General features: G+C 69.7%; 18 protein-coding genes. 14 read left to right on the top strand and 4 right to left on the bottom strand.

What is annotated here, in order from left to right:
• The first annotated feature begins 90 nt into the window (after positions 1–90).
• The 10 genes from secY to truA all read left to right on the top strand — a co-directional run bounded on the left by secY (position 91) and on the right by truA (position 7,536).
• Positions 91–1,410 (top strand): preprotein translocase subunit SecY, encoded by a 1,320-nt coding sequence (gene secY, locus OG521_15865; protein WUW22195.1) that lies wholly within the window; start codon positions 91–93, stop codon positions 1,408–1,410.
• A complete protein-coding gene (locus tag OG521_15860) occupies positions 1,410–2,066 on the top strand; it encodes an adenylate kinase (GenBank protein ID WUW22194.1) in 657 nt (218 codons plus the stop codon). Before secY ends, OG521_15860 begins: the two co-directional genes overlap by 1 nt.
• A 128-nt stretch (positions 2,067–2,194) precedes the next feature.
• Positions 2,195–3,031: a type I methionyl aminopeptidase gene (map, locus tag OG521_15855; GenBank protein ID WUW22193.1), complete on the top strand. Its 837-nt coding sequence runs from the start codon at positions 2,195–2,197 to the stop codon at positions 3,029–3,031.
• Between the two features lie 166 nt (positions 3,032–3,197).
• Entirely contained in the window at positions 3,198–3,419 is a 222-nt protein-coding gene (infA, locus tag OG521_15850) for a translation initiation factor IF-1 (protein WUW22192.1), read from the top strand.
• A 60-nt stretch (positions 3,420–3,479) separates the two neighbouring features.
• Complete coding sequence (gene rpmJ / locus OG521_15845) at positions 3,480–3,593, top strand: 50S ribosomal protein L36 (protein WUW22191.1); 114 nt, start codon at positions 3,480–3,482, stop codon at positions 3,591–3,593.
• Positions 3,594–3,787: 194 nt separating this feature from the next.
• Positions 3,788–4,168 carry a 30S ribosomal protein S13 gene (gene rpsM / locus OG521_15840; protein ID WUW22190.1) on the top strand — a complete coding sequence of 127 codons (381 nt, stop codon included), beginning with the start codon at positions 3,788–3,790 and terminating at the stop codon, positions 4,166–4,168.
• A 105-nt stretch (positions 4,169–4,273) separates the two neighbouring features.
• Positions 4,274–4,678, top strand: a complete 405-nt coding sequence (rpsK, locus tag OG521_15835; protein WUW22189.1) for a 30S ribosomal protein S11 — start codon at positions 4,274–4,276, stop codon at positions 4,676–4,678.
• A gap of 137 nt (positions 4,679–4,815) precedes the next feature.
• The gene (locus OG521_15830) at positions 4,816–5,838 is read left to right on the top strand and encodes a DNA-directed RNA polymerase subunit alpha (protein WUW22188.1); all 1,023 of its coding nucleotides are present in this window, start codon (positions 4,816–4,818) and stop codon (positions 5,836–5,838) included.
• A 252-nt stretch (positions 5,839–6,090) separates the two neighbouring features.
• Positions 6,091–6,591, top strand: coding sequence for a 50S ribosomal protein L17 (rplQ, locus tag OG521_15825; protein WUW22187.1), 501 nt, complete (start codon positions 6,091–6,093; stop codon positions 6,589–6,591).
• 90 nt (positions 6,592–6,681) lie between these two features.
• On the top strand, positions 6,682–7,536 hold the full coding sequence (gene truA, locus OG521_15820; protein ID WUW22186.1) for a tRNA pseudouridine(38-40) synthase TruA: 855 nt from the start codon (positions 6,682–6,684) through the stop codon (positions 7,534–7,536).
• A 7-nt stretch (positions 7,537–7,543) separates the two neighbouring features.
• Here the strand turns inward: truA and OG521_15815 are convergent, their stop codons facing one another.
• Together OG521_15815 and OG521_15810 are read right to left on the bottom strand one after the other, a co-directional pair.
• Positions 7,544–9,415 (bottom strand): hypothetical protein, encoded by a 1,872-nt coding sequence (locus OG521_15815; GenBank protein ID WUW22185.1) that lies wholly within the window; start codon positions 9,413–9,415, stop codon positions 7,544–7,546.
• Positions 9,416–9,467: 52 nt separating this feature from the next.
• The gene (locus OG521_15810; protein ID WUW22184.1) at positions 9,468–10,322 is read right to left on the bottom strand and encodes a hypothetical protein; all 855 of its coding nucleotides are present in this window, start codon (positions 10,320–10,322) and stop codon (positions 9,468–9,470) included.
• Between the two features lie 67 nt (positions 10,323–10,389).
• On the opposite strand from OG521_15810, the gene OG521_15805 reads away from it, so the two are divergent.
• The 4 genes from OG521_15805 to glmM all read left to right on the top strand — a co-directional run bounded on the left by OG521_15805 (position 10,390) and on the right by glmM (position 15,186).
• Positions 10,390–12,009 (top strand): ATP-binding cassette domain-containing protein, encoded by a 1,620-nt coding sequence (locus OG521_15805; GenBank protein ID WUW22183.1) that lies wholly within the window; start codon positions 10,390–10,392, stop codon positions 12,007–12,009.
• A 642-nt stretch (positions 12,010–12,651) separates the two neighbouring features.
• Positions 12,652–13,095, top strand: coding sequence for a 50S ribosomal protein L13 (gene rplM / locus OG521_15800; protein WUW22182.1), 444 nt, complete (start codon positions 12,652–12,654; stop codon positions 13,093–13,095).
• 45 nt (positions 13,096–13,140) lie between these two features.
• Positions 13,141–13,662: a 30S ribosomal protein S9 gene (gene rpsI / locus OG521_15795; protein WUW22181.1), complete on the top strand. Its 522-nt coding sequence runs from the start codon at positions 13,141–13,143 to the stop codon at positions 13,660–13,662.
• A 165-nt stretch (positions 13,663–13,827) separates the two neighbouring features.
• Positions 13,828–15,186, top strand: a complete 1,359-nt coding sequence (gene glmM / locus OG521_15790) for a phosphoglucosamine mutase (GenBank protein ID WUW22180.1) — start codon at positions 13,828–13,830, stop codon at positions 15,184–15,186.
• Between the two features lie 31 nt (positions 15,187–15,217).
• On the opposite strand, the gene OG521_15785 is transcribed toward glmM, so the two are convergent.
• Together OG521_15785 and OG521_15780 are read right to left on the bottom strand one after the other, a co-directional pair.
• Positions 15,218–16,762 carry a PH domain-containing protein gene (locus OG521_15785; GenBank protein ID WUW22179.1) on the bottom strand — a complete coding sequence of 515 codons (1,545 nt, stop codon included), beginning with the start codon at positions 16,760–16,762 and terminating at the stop codon, positions 15,218–15,220.
• 109 nt (positions 16,763–16,871) lie between these two features.
• Complete coding sequence (locus OG521_15780) at positions 16,872–17,837, bottom strand: DUF389 domain-containing protein (protein WUW22178.1); 966 nt, start codon at positions 17,835–17,837, stop codon at positions 16,872–16,874.
• Positions 17,838–17,840 lie beyond the last annotated feature (3 nt).

The raw sequence follows: 17,840 nt of genomic DNA, 5'->3' as shown, positions 1-17,840 counted from the left end.
GCAAGCGTCCGGGGACCTTTGACTGTTACGTATTCGTCGATCCTCAAGACCGTCACCTCTACGCATTGCGCGGGGGTCGCAGGAGGCACCGTGCTCACCGCGTTCGCCCGGGCGTTCAAGACGCCCGACCTGCGCAAGAAGCTGTTCTTCACGCTCGGCATCATCGTTCTCTACCGGCTCGGGGCACACATCCCGGTCCCGGGAGTGAGTTACGAGAACGTCCAGACCTGTGTTGATCAGGCAAGCAAGGGCAACAACAGCCTCTTCGGCCTGGTGAACATGTTCAGCGGTGGTGCACTGCTGCAGATCACGATCTTCGCGCTCGGCATCATGCCGTACATCACGGCCAGCATCATTCTTCAGCTGCTGACCGTGGTGATTCCCCGACTCGAGGCGCTCAAGAAGGAGGGGCAGTCCGGCCAGGCCAAGATCACGCAGTACACGCGTTATCTGACGGTCGCACTCGCCATCCTGCAGGGCACCGGCCTGGTGGCCACCGCACGCAGCGGAGCGCTCTTCAGCGGCTGCCCGGTCGCCGACCAGATCGTCCCGAACCAGTCGCTGTTCACGACCATCACGATGGTCATCACGATGACCGCCGGCACGGCCGCCGTCATGTGGCTCGGTGAGCTCATCACCGACCGCGGCATCGGCAACGGCATGTCGATCCTGATGTTCATCTCGATCGCCGCCAGCTTCCCCGGCGCGCTGTGGGCCATCAAGACGAGCGGCAAGCTCGCGGACGGCTGGATCGAGTTCGGCACCGTCATCCTGATCGGCTTCGTGATGGTGGCGCTCGTCGTCTTCGTCGAGCAGGCCCAGCGCAGGATCCCGGTGCAGTACGCGAAGCGCATGATCGGGCGCAGGTCGTACGGTGGCACGTCCACCTACATCCCGCTGAAGGTGAACCAGGCGGGTGTGATTCCCGTCATCTTCGCTTCTTCGCTGCTCTACATCCCGGCCCTGATCGTCCAGTTCTCCAACTCCCAAGCGGGCTGGGCGACCTGGATCAAGGACCACTTCGTCAAGGGCGACCACCCGTACTACATCACGGCGTACTTCCTGTTGATCGTCTTCTTCGCCTTCTTCTATGTGGCGATTTCGTTCAACCCCGAGGAAGTCGCGGACAACATGAAGAAGTATGGTGGCTTCATCCCGGGTATCCGGGCAGGTCGACCTACTGCCGAGTACCTGAGCTACGTGCTCAACAGGATCACTTGGCCGGGCTCGCTGTATCTGGGTCTGATCGCTCTTGTGCCGACGATGGCGTTGGCAGGCTTCGGTGGAGCCAACCAGAACTTCCCGTTCGGCGGGACGAGCATCCTCATCATCGTGGGTGTGGGTCTGGAAACCGTGAAGCAGATCGAGAGTCAGCTCCAGCAGCGCAATTACGAAGGGTTCCTCCGCTGATGCGAATCGTCCTCGTCGGCCCGCCGGGTGCCGGCAAGGGAACGCAGGCTGCGTACCTTGCCAAGAACCTGTCGATTCCGCACATCTCCACGGGCGACCTCTTCCGCGCCAACATCAGCCAGGGCACTGACCTTGGCAAGCAGGCCCGCGCCTTCATGGACGCGGGACAGCTGGTGCCGGACGAGGTCACGATCGGGATGGCCAAGGACCGGATGTCCCAGTCGGACGCGGTCAACGGCTTCCTGCTCGACGGCTTCCCGCGCAACGTGGGACAGGCCGAGGCCCTGGATGTGATGCTCAAGGACGAGGGCGTAAAGCTGGACGCGGTACTCGACCTCGAGGTTCCCGAGGACGAGGTCGTGAAGCGCATCGCGGGCCGCCGCGTCTGCCGCAACGAGAGCGCGCACGTGTTCCACGTGACGTACAACCCGCCGCAGACCGAGGGTGTCTGCGACACCTGCGGCGGCGAGCTGTACCAGCGCGACGACGACAGCGAAGAGACGGTCCGTACCCGGCTCGAGGTCTACCACACGCAGACCGAGCCGATCATCGACTACTACAGGGCGCAGGACCTGGTGGTCACCATCTCCGCGCTCGGCAAGGTCACCGACGTGACCGAGCGGGCCATGGAGGCTCTGAAGTCCGACGAGGGCTGAGCGAGCACACCCGTAGTACATGCAGTGCAGTCGGCCGCGGCGTCCTTGGGCGCCGCGGCCGACTGTTTGCGGCCGTATCGTGGAGTACCCGCCCCTCTCACCGTCCCCACCCGGAAAGGCGCCGCAGCATGGTGCAGATCAAGACCCCCGAGCAGATCGCGAAGATGCGTGAGGCGGGGCTGGTGGTCGCTGCCATTCACGCGGCGACCCGCGAGGCCGCGGTACCCGGCTCCACCACACAGGACCTGGACCAGGTCGCCCGCAAGGTGATCGCCGACCACGGCGCGAAGTCGAACTTCCTCGGGTACGGCGGGTTCCCCGCGACGATCTGCACCTCGGTCAACGAAGTCGTCGTCCACGGCATCCCGGACGACAAGACCGTCCTCAAGGACGGCGACATCATCTCGATCGACGCCGGCGCGATCATCGACGGCTGGCACGGCGACGCCGCGTACACGGCCTTCGTCGGCACCGGTCACGCTCCGGAGCTCATCGAGCTCTCCCGGGTGACCGAGGAGTCGATGTGGGCCGGCATCGCCGCGATGAAGGTGAACAACCGCCTGGTCGACATCTCGAAGGCGATCGAGTCGTACATCCGCCGCCAGCCCCGCCCCGCCACCGGCAAGTACGGGATCATCGAGGACTACGGCGGGCACGGCATCGGCACCGAGATGCACATGGACCCGCACCTGCTGAACTACGTCGCCCGAAAGCGCGGCAAGGGCATCAAGCTGGTCCCCGGCCTCTGCCTGGCCATCGAGCCGATGGTCTCGCTCGGCACCCCGCACACCGAGGTGCTCAAGGACGAGTGGACCGTCATCACCACCGACGGCACCTGGTCCTCGCACTGGGAGCACTCCATCGCCCTCACGGAGCAGGGCCCGCTGGTCCTCACCGCCCCGGACTGCGGCCGCGAGAAGCTGGCTCAGTACGGCGTCGAGGCGGCGCCCGACCCGCTGGGCTGAGGTTGTACCCCACCGGGAGGTCTAAGGATCTCCCGCGGTGGGCAAACTTGACGGATTCGTCTTTTGGAGTCCGCTGACGTAGACTGACTCGTCGGCTCTCGTGCATCCGTGTGTCCGCATACGAGTGACGAAAGTCGATCAAGGTAGCCGATTCGAAAGGCGAAGCGTGGCCAAGAAGCAAGGTGCCATCGAAATTGAGGGCACCGTGATCGAGTCCCTCCCGAACGCCATGTTCAAGGTGGAACTCCAGAACGGTCACAAGGTCCTCGCGCACATCTCCGGCAAGATGCGGATGCACTACATCCGAATCCTTCCGGACGACCGGGTCGTGGTGGAGCTCTCCCCGTACGACCTGACGCGTGGCCGGATCGTCTACCGCTACAAGTAGATCTTGCCTACATCTCGCTTCGGCGGGGTGCCGGCACTGACCCGGAGAACCTGACATCCCATGAAGGTCAAGCCGAGCGTCAAGAAGATCTGCGACAAGTGCAAGGTGATCCGCCGTCACGGTCGGGTCATGGTCATCTGCGACAACCTGCGCCACAAGCAGCGCCAGGGCTGACGCACGACCCCCTCGCATCTCGCAGTACTTCGCGCGACGCACGTAAACGTACATACGCAGAGCCCGTCCAAGCCACGGCTGACGACACCTCCGGCGGGGGCCGGGGACCCGGGCGTACCACCTCTCCCAGCGAGAGGTCGGCGGTCGGGAGTGGCACTGCGGAAGACCCCCGAAATAACAACTGGAGCCATTGAATGGCACGCGTTTCAGGTGTTGACATCCCGCGCGAAAAGCGCGTGGAGGTTGCCCTCACCTACGTCTTCGGTATCGGGCGCACCCGGTCCAAGGAGATCCTCGCCACCACCGGCGTGAACCCGAACACCCGCGTTCGTGACCTGGCTGAAGAGGACCTGGTCAAGATCCGCGAGTACGTGGACGCCAACCTCCGCACGGAGGGTGACCTTCGCCGCGAGATCCAGGGCGACATCCGCCGCAAGATCGAGATCGGCTGCTACCAGGGCATCCGCCACCGTCGCGGTCTCCCGGTCCACGGTCAGCGCACCAGCACCAACGCCCGTACCCGCAAGGGTCCGCGTCGCGCGATCGCCGGTAAGAAGAAGCCGGGCAAGAAGTAGTCCTCAGCGGACGCACTGCGCACGTCCGGTTCACCGGGCAACCGCAGCATCCAGCGGTCTTCGCTGTAGGACCGATCACCTCCCCTCTCCATCTGGAGTCAAGACATGCCCCCCAAGGGTCGTCAGGGCGCAGCCAAGAAGGTGCGTCGCAAGGAAAAGAAGAACGTCGCTCACGGCCACGCGCACATCAAGAGCACGTTCAACAACACCATCGTCTCGATCACGGACCCCTCGGGCAACGTGATCTCCTGGGCCTCCGCCGGCCACGTCGGCTTCAAGGGCTCGCGCAAGTCCACCCCCTTCGCCGCGCAGATGGCCGCCGAGTCGGCCGCCCGCCGCGCGCAGGAGCACGGCATGCGCAAGGTTGACGTCTTCGTCAAGGGTCCGGGCTCCGGCCGCGAGACCGCGATCCGCTCCCTCCAGGCCACGGGCCTGGAGGTCGGTTCGATCCAGGACGTCACCCCGACGCCGCACAACGGCTGCCGTCCGCCGAAGCGTCGCCGCGTCTGATGCGCCACGGCCGGTGACGGCCGTGCGTCAGTAGCGTGGGTACGGGCGGTATGCCCCCTACGGGGGTGTGCCGCCCGTATCCTTGTTTCATCTGTCGGGCGTCAAATAGTGGGCGCCCACGACTGAAGGATTCACACATGCTTATCGCTCAGCGTCCGTCGCTGACCGAAGAGGTCGTTGACGAGTTCCGCTCGCGGTTCGTCATCGAGCCGCTGGAGCCGGGCTTCGGCTACACGCTCGGCAACTCCCTGCGCCGCACGCTCCTCTCCTCGATCCCGGGTGCCGCTGTCACCAGCATCCGTATCGACGGTGTCCTGCACGAGTTCACCACCGTGCCGGGCGTCAAGGAGGACGTGACCGACCTCATCCTCAACATCAAGCAGCTGGTCGTCTCCTCGGAGCACGACGAGCCGGTCGTGATGTACCTGCGCAAGCAGGGTCCCGGCCTGGTCACCGCTGCCGACATCGCCCCGCCGGCCGGTGTCGAGGTCCACAACCCGGACCTCGTCCTGGCCACGCTGAACGGCAAGGGCAAGCTGGAGATGGAGCTGACCGTCGAGCGCGGTCGCGGCTACGTCTCCGCCGTCCAGAACAAGCAGGTGGGCCAGGAGATCGGCCGGATCCCGGTCGACTCCATCTACTCCCCGGTGCTCAAGGTCACGTACAAGGTCGAGGCGACCCGTGTCGAGCAGCGCACCGACTTCGACAAGCTGATCGTCGACGTCGAGACCAAGCAGGCCATGCGTCCCCGTGACGCCATGGCGTCGGCCGGCAAGACCCTGGTCGAGCTGTTCGGTCTGGCGCGCGAGCTCAACATCGACGCCGAGGGCATCGACATGGGCCCCTCGCCGACGGACGCGGCCCTGGCCGCCGATCTGGCGCTGCCGATCGAGGAGCTGGAGCTCACGGTCCGCTCGTACAACTGCCTCAAGCGCGAGGGCATCCACTCGGTGGGCGAGCTCGTGGCCCGCTCCGAGGCGGACCTGCTCGACATCCGCAACTTCGGTGCGAAGTCGATCGACGAGGTCAAGGCGAAGCTGGCCGGTATGGGCCTGGCGCTGAAGGACTCGCCTCCCGGCTTCGACCCGACCGCCGCGGCCGACGCGTTCGGTGCGGACGACGACGCGGACGCCGGTTTCGTGGAGACCGAGCAGTACTAGTACGCCTCCGGCTGGGGTGCCCGGTTTTGCTGGGTGCCCCGGGCCGGGCGAGGGCTTTGTCCTCAATCGCCGGACGGGCTTGATTACGGCTCGTACGCGAGGGCTTTGTCCTCGATCGCCGGACGGGCTTGGATTTCGGGCTGAGGCTCGATTTCGAGTGCGGGCGGCGTCTGGAACTTCCGTGGGGCGACCGCCTCACGGGAACTGACACCGGTACCTGATACGGCCGGTGCAGCACACAAGGAGAAAACCATGCCTCAGCCCGCCAAGGGTGCCCGTCTGGGCGGCAGCGCTGCGCACGAGAAGCACCTTCTCAACAACCTCGCGAAGTCGCTGTTCGAGCACGGCCGCATCACCACGACCGAGGCCAAGGCCCGCCGCCTGCGTCCGGTCGCCGAGCGTTTCATCACCAAGGCGAAGAAGGGCGACATCCACAACCGTCGCCTGGTGCTGCAGTCGATCACGGACAAGGGCATCGTGCACACGCTCTTCACCGAGATCGCCCCGCGGTACGAGAACCGCCCCGGTGGTTACACCCGTATCACCAAGATCGGCAACCGTCGTGGCGACAACGCCCCGATGGCCGTCATCGAGCTCGTCGAGGCCCTGACCGTGGCGCAGGCCGCCACCGGTGAGGCCGAGGCAGCCACGAAGCGCGCGGTCAAGGAAGACGCCCTCAAGAAGGACGAGACCCCGGTCGAGTCCGTCGAGGACGCCAAGCCGGCCGAGGCCGAGGAGTCGAAGGACGCCTGAGCGTTCTGAGACCTCTGGACGGGCCCGCATCACCCTTCGGGGCGGTGCGGGCCCGTTCCGTTGTGTGGGGATCTTGAGAGGATCACTGGTGTGAGCGATGTGGTGGAGCCCGGGTCCGTACGGCTGCGGCTGGACCTGGCGTACGACGGCAAGGACTTCTCGGGCTGGGCGAAGCAGACCGGCCGGCGCACCGTCCAGGGAGAGATCGAGGATGCGCTGCGGACCGTCACCCGGTCCACCCGCACCTACGACCTGACCGTGGCCGGGCGCACCGATGCCGGGGTGCACGCCCGGGGCCAGGTCGCGCACGTGGACCTGCCGGTCGAGGTGTGGGCCGAGCACGCGGACAAGGTGCTGCGGCGGATGGCCGGCCGGATGGCGCCCGATGTGCGGATCCGGCGGATCGAGGAGGCACCGGCCGGGTTCAACGCCCGGTTCTCGGCTCTGTGGCGCCGGTACGCCTACCGGGTGGCGGACGGTCCCGGCGGGGTGGACCCCCTGGTGCGCGGTCATGTGCTCTGGCACGACCGGCCGTTGGACGTCGAGGCCATGAACGCGGCCGCTGCGCGCATGACGGGAGAGCACGACTTCGCCGCGTACTGCAAGAAGCGCGAGGGCGCGACGACCATCCGGACGCTGCAGCAGCTGCGCTGGGTACGCGACGAGGCGTCCGGGATCATCACCGGCACCGTCCAGGCCGACGCGTTCTGCCACAACATGGTGCGGGCGCTGGTCGGTTCGATGCTCTTCGTGGGCGACGGACGCCGCCCGTACCCGTGGCCCGCCGAGGTGCTGGCCGCCGGGGTGCGCGATCCCGGGGTGCACGTGGTGCGGCCGCACGGGCTGACGCTGGAGGAAGTCGCCTACCCGGCCGACGAGTTGCTCGCGGCCCGGGCCGTCGAGGCGCGCAACGTCCGTACCCTGCCGGGAGCCGGCTGCTGCTGACGGCGGCTCAGGCGGCCGAACGCCCGCGCCGGCGCACCGCGTGCGTGAGGACGCCGGCCAGGTACAGCGCGGCGCCGCTCAGCACCGATGAGCGGAACCAGCCGACGCGCGGGCTCCACCAGGCGTAGACGGCGGCCGCGCCGATGACGGCCAGCAGGGCGGTACGGATCAGCCACCAGCGGGCCGGCCGCGGGGAGCCGTCCCCCGGGACCGGCGGATGGGCGCCCGCGCCCGTCGTCATCGTGTCGCGCATCCCCGCCAGGATCGAGCGGCGCACCTGCACCCGGGCGCCCGGGATCGCGCCCAGGATCTCGGTGTCCCCGCCGAAGCCCGGCGGGACGGGCGGCAGGCCCAGCGCGGTGACCAGGTCGGCCTGGTGCCGGACCGGATCGCCGGTGGCGCGCAGGATGTGGGCCAGCGGGCGCGGGTCCGCCAGCCGGTACAGCCGCGAGAGCTCCCCGGCGACGGACCGCACATCGGCGTGGTCGGGGGCGGGGGCCTCGGTGTCCCAGGTGTGCGTGGCCGTCGGCCGGCCCTGGTGGAGCGCGGTGATGCGGCTGCGCCCGGGGGAGCGGTGCAGAACCAGGGCGGGCCAGCTCTCCCCCGTCGTGAACGTCTCCGCCGCCGCGGTCAGGGGGTCCTCCGGAAGGAGCGCCGCGCGCCGGCCACGAGCGGCCTCAGGGACCACCTCCACATAGCTGTACCCCTCGCCCGCCGGAGCCGTGCGCAGCGAGAACCCGCAGATCAGCGCGGCCTGGGCGACCTCGGCCGGGGGAGCGGGGACGATCGCCACCGCACGCGGGGCCAGCTCCGCCCAGTCCGGCGCGACGGCGGGCGGCTCGGGCGGGCGGCCGAAGAACGGGATGCCGGACGCGAGGTCCAGCCGGACATCGGACCGGGCTTCGAGGAACTCCGTACGGGGGTCGCCGAGCCGGTTCCACGGGTACTCGGTCGCGTGGACACCGATGGCCCGGAACACGTCGAGGGCCTCGGCCGGCCGGTCCTGCGTGATCAGCAGCAGGGCCAGCTCGTTGCGGAAACCGGCCGCCTCGCGGTCGCCCGAGCCCGCGTAGGTCTCGGAGAGGTCCAGGGCCCGGGTGATGGCCGCGTCGACCTTCGGGCCGTACGGGTCGGGGCCGTCGGGCCCGTCCTCCTCGGACAGCCGGTACTCCAGCGCCGCCTGGAGCGGCAGGGCGTGCAGCTTCGAGCCGGGCGGGGCGGACGCGGCGATCCGCTCCGCGTACCGGAACATCTCCTCGTGCGAGCCGTACCACTTGGCGCACAGATACTGCAGGGCCTGCGCATGGCAGCCGAAGTGGTGCGGATCGCGGGACCCGGCCTCGGCGAGATACGCGTCGAAGACCTCGCGCGGGGCCTGGACCCCACGGGCGTGGGTGAGCGCGATGCGCCAGGGGACCGGATCCGAGGGGTTGCGCTCGGCTGCGGCGCCGATCACCGGGACCGCGTCCTCCAGGAGCGCGAAGAACGCCTGGAACCGGTCGCGCTCCACATCCTTCGCGCGGGCGCTCGTCCGCACCTTCCACGCCTGGTGCAGATGGAGGTCGGCGACGACGAGCAGACCGTCCGGGTCGTCGGGCGACTCGGCCAGCCAGGCGTCCAGCCAGCCGTCGTGGTGCAGCGCGGTCCGGGCCAGCCGGCTCACGTACGCGTCCCGGCGCTCCCACTGGGCGTGCACCCGGGTCGAGGCGAGGAGCTCCCGTGCCGGGCCGTGGTCCCCGGCCGCCGCGGCGGCGAGGGCGGCGCCCAGCGGGGCGTCCGGCGGGTCCAGGGCCACCGCCTCGTCCGGCGCGAGGTCGGCGCCGACGGCATCGCGGTGGCGCAGGATGCGCAGGAAGGCGACCAGGAAGACGAGACGCACAGCAGCGGTCCTCCGCATCCGGGAGAGGTGGCTGAACCGAAGGACGGGCGGATCAGCCGGCCGGGGCGGTGGCGGCCGCCGAGGCCTGGACCTCGCCCCGGTGGCGGATCTGGCGGAACGTGAAGTTGGTCAGGTCGTCGCCGACGGCGAACACGCCCTTGTCGGCCTTGGTGACGTTCTTCCCGCTGGTGAAGCCGCCCACCGTGAAATAGGCGTACCGGCCGTACGAGTTCGCCGTGCGGCGGCAGACCGAACCACCGCGGCAGAAGGTCGGCACACCCGATCCGCTCAGCGAGGCCATGCCGCCGCTGGCCTGCTGGGCGGCCTTCTTGGCCTGGGCCTCCGTCTCGAAGACCGCGAGGCCGATCGTGACGGCCACCCCGCTGCGGCTGTACGTGGCCCGGATGACCTGGTCACAGCCGTTGTTCGCCAGGATCGCGCCGAGCGCGCCCTGAGTGGTGGTCGCGCACTTCGTGGTGCGGTGCGTGGCGCCCTTGGAGTAGGCGCGGTCGCCCATCGTCAGCTTCTTGCCCGGGAAGAAGGCGTCGACCGTGACCGGCGCCCGGTCCTTCCTCACATCGGATATGTAGTCCTTCGGGTCCGGCGGGGGCGGCGGGGCCACCGACGAGAACGACGGCTCGGGCTGCTCCGTCCGGCTCGGCAGATCGGTCGCCGACGGCAGCTCGCTCGCGTTCTTCCCGGCCGAGCCGGCCGGATCGTTCTTGTTGGTCGAGATGACCGCCGTCGCCACGATCGCGGCGACCGCCGCGGTGGCCAGCGCGCCCCCGCCGATCATCAGCCACCGCTTGCGCCTGGCGCGCGCCGCGGACGCCTCGGCCAGCGCCGCCCAGTCCGGAGTCCCAGTGCCCCCGGGCCCCCAGGAGGGCCCCCCTTGCCCAAAGCTCATGCCGCGAATCCTAGACGGAACGTAATCCGGTTGGGCCAGGGCTTCGCCGCCCGTGACAATGCTGTGCATGGGACATCTTGAAGCAGGCCATCTGGAGTACTACCTACCGGACGGGCGGGTACTGCTCGGCGATGCCTCGTTCCGTGTCGCGGACGGTGCCGTCGTCGCCCTCGTCGGGGCGAACGGCGCCGGGAAGACCACGCTGCTGCGGCTGCTCGCCGGGGAGATCCAGCCGCACGGCGGCTCGGTCTCGGTGAGCGGCGGGCTCGGCGTGATGCAGCAGTTCGTCGGTTCCGTGCGCGACGAGCGCACCGTGCGTGACCTGCTGGTCTCCGTCGCCCAGCCCCGCATCCGCGAGGCCGCGCAGGCCGTCGACCGGGCCGAGGAGCTGATCCTCACCGTCGACGACGAGGCCGCGCAGATGACGTACGCGCAGGCGCTCAGCGACTGGGCGGAGGTGCGCGGGTACGAGGCCGAGACGGTCTGGGACATGTGCACCATGGCGGCGCTCGGCATTCCGTACGAGAAGGCCCAGTTCCGCGAGGTGCGCACGCTGTCCGGCGGTGAGCAGAAGCGGCTGGTGCTGGAGGCGCTGCTGCGCGGGCCCGACGAGGTGCTGCTGCTCGACGAGCCGGACAACTATCTGGACGTGCCCGGCAAGCGCTGGCTGGAGGAGAAGCTGAAGGAGACCCGTAAGACGGTCCTCTTCGTCTCCCACGACCGGGAGCTGCTGTCCCGCGCCGCGGAGAAGATCGTCAGCGTCGAGCCCAGCCCGGCCGGCAGTGACGTCTGGGTGCACGGTGCCGGATTCGACACGTACCACGAGGCCCGCAAGGAACGGTTCGCCCGCTTCGAGGAACTGCTGCGCCGCTGGGAGGAGGAGCACGCCCGGCTGAAGGCGCTCGTCCTGCGGATGCGGCAGCAGGCGGCGAACAGCCCCGACATGGCGAACCGCTACCACGCGATGCAGACCCGCTTCAAGAAGTTCGAGGACGCCGGCCCGCCGCCGGAGCCGCCGCGCGAGCAGGAGATCAAGATGCGGCTGCGCGGCGGGCGGACCGGGGTGCGGGCCGTGACCTGCACGAACCTGGAGCTCACCGGGCTGATGAAACCGTTCGACCTGGAGATCTACTACGGGGAGCGGGTCGCCGTCCTCGGGTCCAACGGGTCGGGCAAGTCGCACTTCCTGCGGCTGCTGGCGGGCGAGCCGGTCGCGCACACGGGGGAGTGGAAGCTCGGGGCGAGGGTGGTGCCCGGGCACTTCGCGCAGACCCACGCCCATCCGGAGCTCCTCGGCAAGACGCTCGTCGAGATCCTGTGGACGGAGCACGCCAAGGACCGGGGCGGGGCGATGTCCGTGCTGCGGCGGTACGAGCTGGAGCGGCAGGGGGACCAGCCGTTCGAGAAGCTGTCCGGCGGACAGCAGGCCCGCTTCCAGATCCTCCTCCTGGAACTGGCCGGCACGACCGCGCTGCTGCTGGACGAGCCGACCGACAACCTTGACCTGGAGTCGGCCGAGGCGCTCCAGGACGGGCTGGAGGTCTACGACGGCACGGTGATGGCCGTCACCCACGACCGCTGGTTCGCGAAGTCCTTCGACCGGTACCTGGTCTTCGGGTCGGACGGTGTCGTCCGGGAGTCGACGGAGCCGGTGTGGGACGAGCGACGGGTCGCGCGGGCGCGGTAGCTCCGCTGCTTGGGGGTTCGCCTCTGTCCGGTGGGTGGGGGTGGGGGCCCTCCGGGGCGTCTCCTCAAAAACTGGCGTGGCCACCCGAGACGTTGCGGGGGCCGGGTAGTACGCCATTTTTCTGCGGGGACGCCCCTGCACGCCCCCACCCACTCTCGCGTGCGTCTGAACACCGGCGGTACGAACGCCGCAGACGCTCGGCGGCCGGGTCCGGGGCCGTGCAGGGGAGTCCCCGCAGGACGACGAACACATACCGGGCTCCCGCTGCGTGGGACTGGAAACGTTCGTCGTCTGAGGAGACGCCCCGGAGGGGCACCGGACCCCCACCCACCGGGGCAGGCGCCCCCGGGTCGCGGGGAACCCGCACACACCAAGCCCGTCCGGCGATTGAGGACGGAACCCCGCCACCCGGACCGGGGCGACCCGTTTTGACCCGTCCGGGGGCAGGCGGGTACTGTCGGGGATTGTTATACGTATTGGCTTCGTCGTTCTCACGCGAAGGGCCCTTACGTAGGTTCCCTGGAGCAGTTACCAGTGGTTCGCATACGGGCAGCGTCCCCGGCACTGTGAGCCCCAGCTGCATATCGCTTCAGAGGTGCCGTGTGTCTGGACCCCATCCACTGAAGAAGCGAAGGCTACGAAGTGCGTACGTACAGCCCCAAGCCCGGCGATGTCACTCGCCAGTGGCACATCATTGACGCCGAGGACATCGTCCTGGGCCGTCTGGCCACCACGGCTGCGAACCTCCTCCGAGGCAAGCACAAGGCGATCTACGCCCCCCACATGGACATGGGCGACTTCGTCATCATCATCAACGCCGACAAGGTTCACCTGTCGGGCAACAAGAAGACCCAGAAGATGGCGTACCGCCACTCCGGGTTCCCGGGTGGTCTCCGCTCCGTTCGTTACGACGAGCTCCTCGCGAAGAACCCCGAGAAGGCCGTCGAGAAGGCCATCAAGGGCATGATCCCCAAGAACACCCTGGGCCGCCAGATGATCTCGAAGCTGAAGGTCTACGCGGGCGACCAGCACCCGCACGCTGCGCAGCAGCCGGTCCCGTACGAGATCACCCAGGTCGCGCAGTAGTTCCGGCCTCCCCCCAAAGACGTAAAGAAAGATCTGAGGAGAATCGTGGCCGAGACCACTGCAGAGACCCCCGTCACCGAGGGCGAAGAGACCTTCGCCGAGGTGACCACCTTCGAGTCGGAGGTCCCCGTCGAGGGTGAGTACACCTCCGAGTCGCTCGCGGGCCGCTTCGGCGACCCGCAGCCCGCGGCCGGCCTTGGCCGTCGCAAGAACGCCATTGCCCGCGTCCGGATCATCCCGGGCACCGGCAAGTGGAAGATCAACGGTCGCACCCTTGAGGACTACTTCCCCAACAAGGTGCACCAGCAGGAAGTCAACGAGCCCTTCAAGGTTCTCGAGCTCGACGGTCGCTACGACGTCGTGGCCCGCATCTCGGGTGGCGGTGTCTCCGGTCAGGCCGGCGCGCTGCGTCTCGGTGTGGCCCGCTCGCTGAACGAGGCGGACGTGGACAACAACCGCGCCACGCTGAAGAAGGCCGGCTTCCTCTCCCGCGACGACCGTGCGGTCGAGCGCAAGAAGGCCGGTCTCAAGAAGGCCCGTAAGGCCCCGCAGTACAGCAAGCGCTAAACCGCCTGCTCATCCGCGTTACACGTTCGCCCCGGCGGCACTCCTCGTGCTGCCGGGGCGTTCGTTTATTGAGAGCCTCGGGCATATAACGGCATAAGGCGTTCATAGGCTTGTTGGTTACTTAGTCTGAATTTTTGCGTTTCGGAGCACCTTCGGAGGACACCAGTGGGACGACTCTTCGGCACGGACGGCGTGCGCGGTGTCGCCAATGCGGACCTGACGGCCGAGCTCGCGCTCGGCCTGTCGGTCGCGGCGGCGCACGTACTGGCCGAGGCAGGCACCTTCGAGGGCCATCGGCCGACGGCCGTGGTCGGCCGCGACCCCCGCGCCTCCGGAGAGTTCCTGGAGGCCGCCGTGGTGGCCGGCCTCGCCAGCGCGGGCGTCGACGTCCTGCGCGTCGGCGTGCTGCCGACGCCGGCCGTGGCGTACCTCACCGGCGTCCTGGGCGCCGACATCGGGGTGATGCTCTCCGCCAGCCACAACGCCATGCCGGACAACGGTGTCAAGTTCTTCGCCCGCGGCGGCCACAAGCTCGCCGACGAGCTGGAGGACCGCATCGAGACGGTCTACGAGCAGCACCGCACCGGTGAGCCGTGGGCCCGTCCCACGGGCGCGGGTGTGGGCCGGATCAGCGACTACGCCGAGGGCTTCGACCGGTACGTCGCTCACCTCATCGGCGTACTGCCCAACCGCCTCGACGGCCTGAAGGTCGTCCTGGACGAGGCGCACGGCGCCGCCGCCCACGTCTCGCCCGAGGCGTTCGCACGGGCCGGCGCCGAGGTCGTCACGATCGGCGCCGAGCCGGACGGCCTCAACATCAACGACGGCTGCGGCTCCACGCACCTGGGGCTGCTCCGCGCCGCCGTCGTCGAGCACGGGGCCGACCTCGGCATCGCGCACGACGGTGACGCCGACCGCTGCCTGGCCGTGGACGCGGCGGGCGAGGAGATCGACGGCGACCAGATCCTGGCCGTGCTCGCCCTCGCCATGCGCGAGGCCGGACAGCTGCGCAAGGACACCGTGGTCGGCACCGTGATGTCGAACCTCGGCTTCAAGATCGCCATGGAGCGCGAGGGCATCCAGCTCGTCCAGACCGCGGTCGGCGACCGCTACGTCCTGGAGTCGATGAAGGCCGAGGGCTACGCCCTGGGCGGCGAGCAGTCCGGTCACGTCATCGTGCTGGACCACGCCACGACCGGCGACGGCACGCTGACCGGCCTGATGCTGGCGGCCCGGGTCGCCGCGACCGGCCGTTCGCTCGCCGAGCTGGCCGGGGTGATGGAGCGCCTGCCCCAGGTGCTCGTCAACGTCCCGGACGTCGACAAGTCCCGCGTGAGCACCTCCCCCGAGCTGGCCACGGCCGTCGCCGAGGCCGAGCGCGAGCTGGGTGCCACCGGCCGCGTACTGCTGCGCCAGTCGGGCACGGAGCCGCTGGTACGGGTGATGGTCGAGGCGGCCGACATCGAGCAGGCGCGTGCCGTGGCCGGCCGGCTGGCCGATGTGGTGAAGTCCGCGCTGGGCTGATCCGCCCCCGCTTCCCGGAAAGGGCCCGGCCTCACGGCCGGGCCCTTTCCGCGTCCGGTGCCGGGCGGACGCAGCCCAGCGCGTCGATGATGCGGGTCAGGTCCTCCGGCGCCGCCGCGAGGCGGACCGGCTCGCCCGCGTCGTCCAGCTCGGCGATGTGCCAGCCCCTCGGGACGCTGTCGCCGTCGCTGCCCCTGGCCCGCCGTACTCGGGTGACGGTGAGCCGCTCCGCGGGGATCCGCCGGGCCGCGAACCTGCCCGGGCCGGGGTGGGGCGTCACCGCGGGCGGGCCGTCGCCGAGGACGATGTGGGTGCCGAAGCCGTGCGGGTTGTAGTCGGTGTGATCGAGGAAGCGGGCGGCCAGGAAGTGGTCCGCCTGTTCCAGAGTGGTGGTGGGCGGGGTGTCGCCTGGTGTACGGATGCGGGTGGCGCGCCAGGCCGCAGTGAACATCCCCAGGCTGACCGCCGTGCCCGCGGCGGCCCAGGTGAGGGTCACGGGCGAGTCGAGCGGTTCCGTGGGCCGGAGATAGCAGAGCGGCATCAGCCACAGGGCCGTACCCACGAGCGCGGCCGCGAACGGCAGGGCCGAGGGCAGGACGTCGTCGTCCGGCAGCCGTCGCCCGCGGCGGCGCAGCAGCAGCCGGGCGCCGGGGTAGCCCGCGGCGAGGGCGCATCCGGCCGCGACGACGGCCACGTCCCCGGCGCCGGTGAAGTGATCGCGCCACACGTGGTCGTTGGTGGCGACCGCCCGCACCCGGTGCCGCCAGACGGTCAGTTCGACGCGGTCACCGGGGTGGAACCCCGCGGCGCCGTCCTGGGAGACCCCGAGCCGTTCCAGCGGCCGGCCGTCGGCGAAGTACAGCCAGCTGCGCTGGTTTCCCCGGCTGATCTTCGTCCGTGCGATCACGGCGTGCTGGGTGCTCAGGCACTCGCCCCGCTCCGTGGCGGGCGTGGCGGCGGTGCAGGGGACGGCGGCCGTCCACGCCCGCTTCTCCGCCCCGACGGACGGGACGAACGACGCGGCCAGGCCCGCGCCCGCGAGCAGCAGCACGCACACGAGCCACAGCACGGCCGTGCTGTGCCCGGCGGCCCGGCCGGTGATGACGGGCACGTGGTCCGACTCGGGGTCTCCGTGGCGGCGGTGCAGCGCGCGGAGCGCGGCCAGCTTCGCGTCGAACTCCGCGCGGTCCCCGGACGTCCCGCTCATCGGCAGCGGCAGCCGCCGCGTGTGGCCGTCGCGCAGCAGCACACTGACCCGGCGGATCTCCTGGTTCCGCCCGTACTGGAGGTACGTGCGCAGGTCGGCGATGTCGGGCCAGGCCATGTCGCGCCGGCGCAGCAGCGTCCGGGAGTGCACGCCGTACTCGTCCGCGCCGACCCGGGAGGTGGCCGCGTACGCGCAGAGGACGGACAGGAGCGCGAGCGACAGGCCCACGGTGATCCACACGGCCAGGGGCCCGCGCCCGTACCGGGCGCCCACCGCGGCCAGACCCGAGCCGGCCGCGCCGAACGCGGCGAACCACCACAGGGCGCGCCTCCTGACGGGGCGGCAGAGTACTTCCGGGGCATCGGCCATGCCCGGAATCGTGTCACCGGCCGGGCTGTTGGCGCAGGGGGAGTGTTCGGCAGTCCCGGAGTGCGCCACCTTGCCGGTCCGTGACGCGTTCTTTCGGTCGTGCGGCCGGTCAGCTGTGGCCGGTCACCTGCCGGCCACCGTTCCCGGTCGCGCGGCGGCGCATCGCGTTCCACAGTGCCCGCTGGACCAGCAGCGTCAGCGTCCCCGCGACCACGATGCCGCCCAGGTTGGCGAGGAGTTGCTGGGTGGAGCCCGTCATCTGGCTGTAGTCGCTGTAGCTGAACGCCACCGCGGCGTTGGCCGCGGCGGGCACGGTCGTCACGGAGATCGCGACACCGATCAGCGCCCCGGACTTCGCCGAGGTCAGCGAGAGCGTCCCGGCGATGCCCGCGAGGAACGCCACCACGAACGACATCCAGTCCGGCTGCCAGATGAACGCCGTGTTGGGCCGGGGCGCCTCGATCATCGAGGGGGAGAACAGCCCGAAGACGTCCATCAGCCAGGCGAAGCCGGCGGTCAGCACCATGGCCGCGGCGAACCCGCCGACCAGCGCCCACAGCGACCGCGCCGCCAGCCGCGGGGCGCGCTGCACCAGGGCCGTGGAGATCCCGGCCAGCGGCCCGAACTCCGGGCCCACCGCCATCGCGCCCACGATCAGGATCGCGTTGTCGAGCATCACACCGCAGGCCGCGAGCATCGTCGCCACCGACAGGAACGCCACGTAGGTGACGCTGAACGTCGACTCCTCGTGGGTGGCGTCCGTCAGCTCCTCCCACAGCACCGCGTCCGAGCCCTCGCCCGGCGCGTCCTCCTCGGCCCGGTCGGCCCTCGCGGAGAGCGTCAGATCCATGTTCTCGACGGTGATCGAGCCGTACTCGTCGACCCCGAGCCGCCGCAGCGCCCCGATCAGCTCGTCGCCGGCCTCACGCGCCACGTCGCACAGCACCACGTCGCCCACCGGGTCGCGCGCGACCCCCGGCAGTACCGCGAGGTGGGCGGTGCCGACCGTACGCTCCAGGAGGCCCACCACCTCGTCCGTACGGTCGGCGGGGACGATCAGGCGCAGATGCAGCACGGT

The sequence above is a fragment of the Streptomyces sp. NBC_01463 genome (genome assembly GCA_036227345.1).
Lineage (GTDB): Bacteria > Actinomycetota > Actinomycetes > Streptomycetales > Streptomycetaceae > Streptomyces.
Note: the sequence above shows the minus strand (reverse complement) of the source record. Positions and strands in the feature narration are given on the sequence as shown.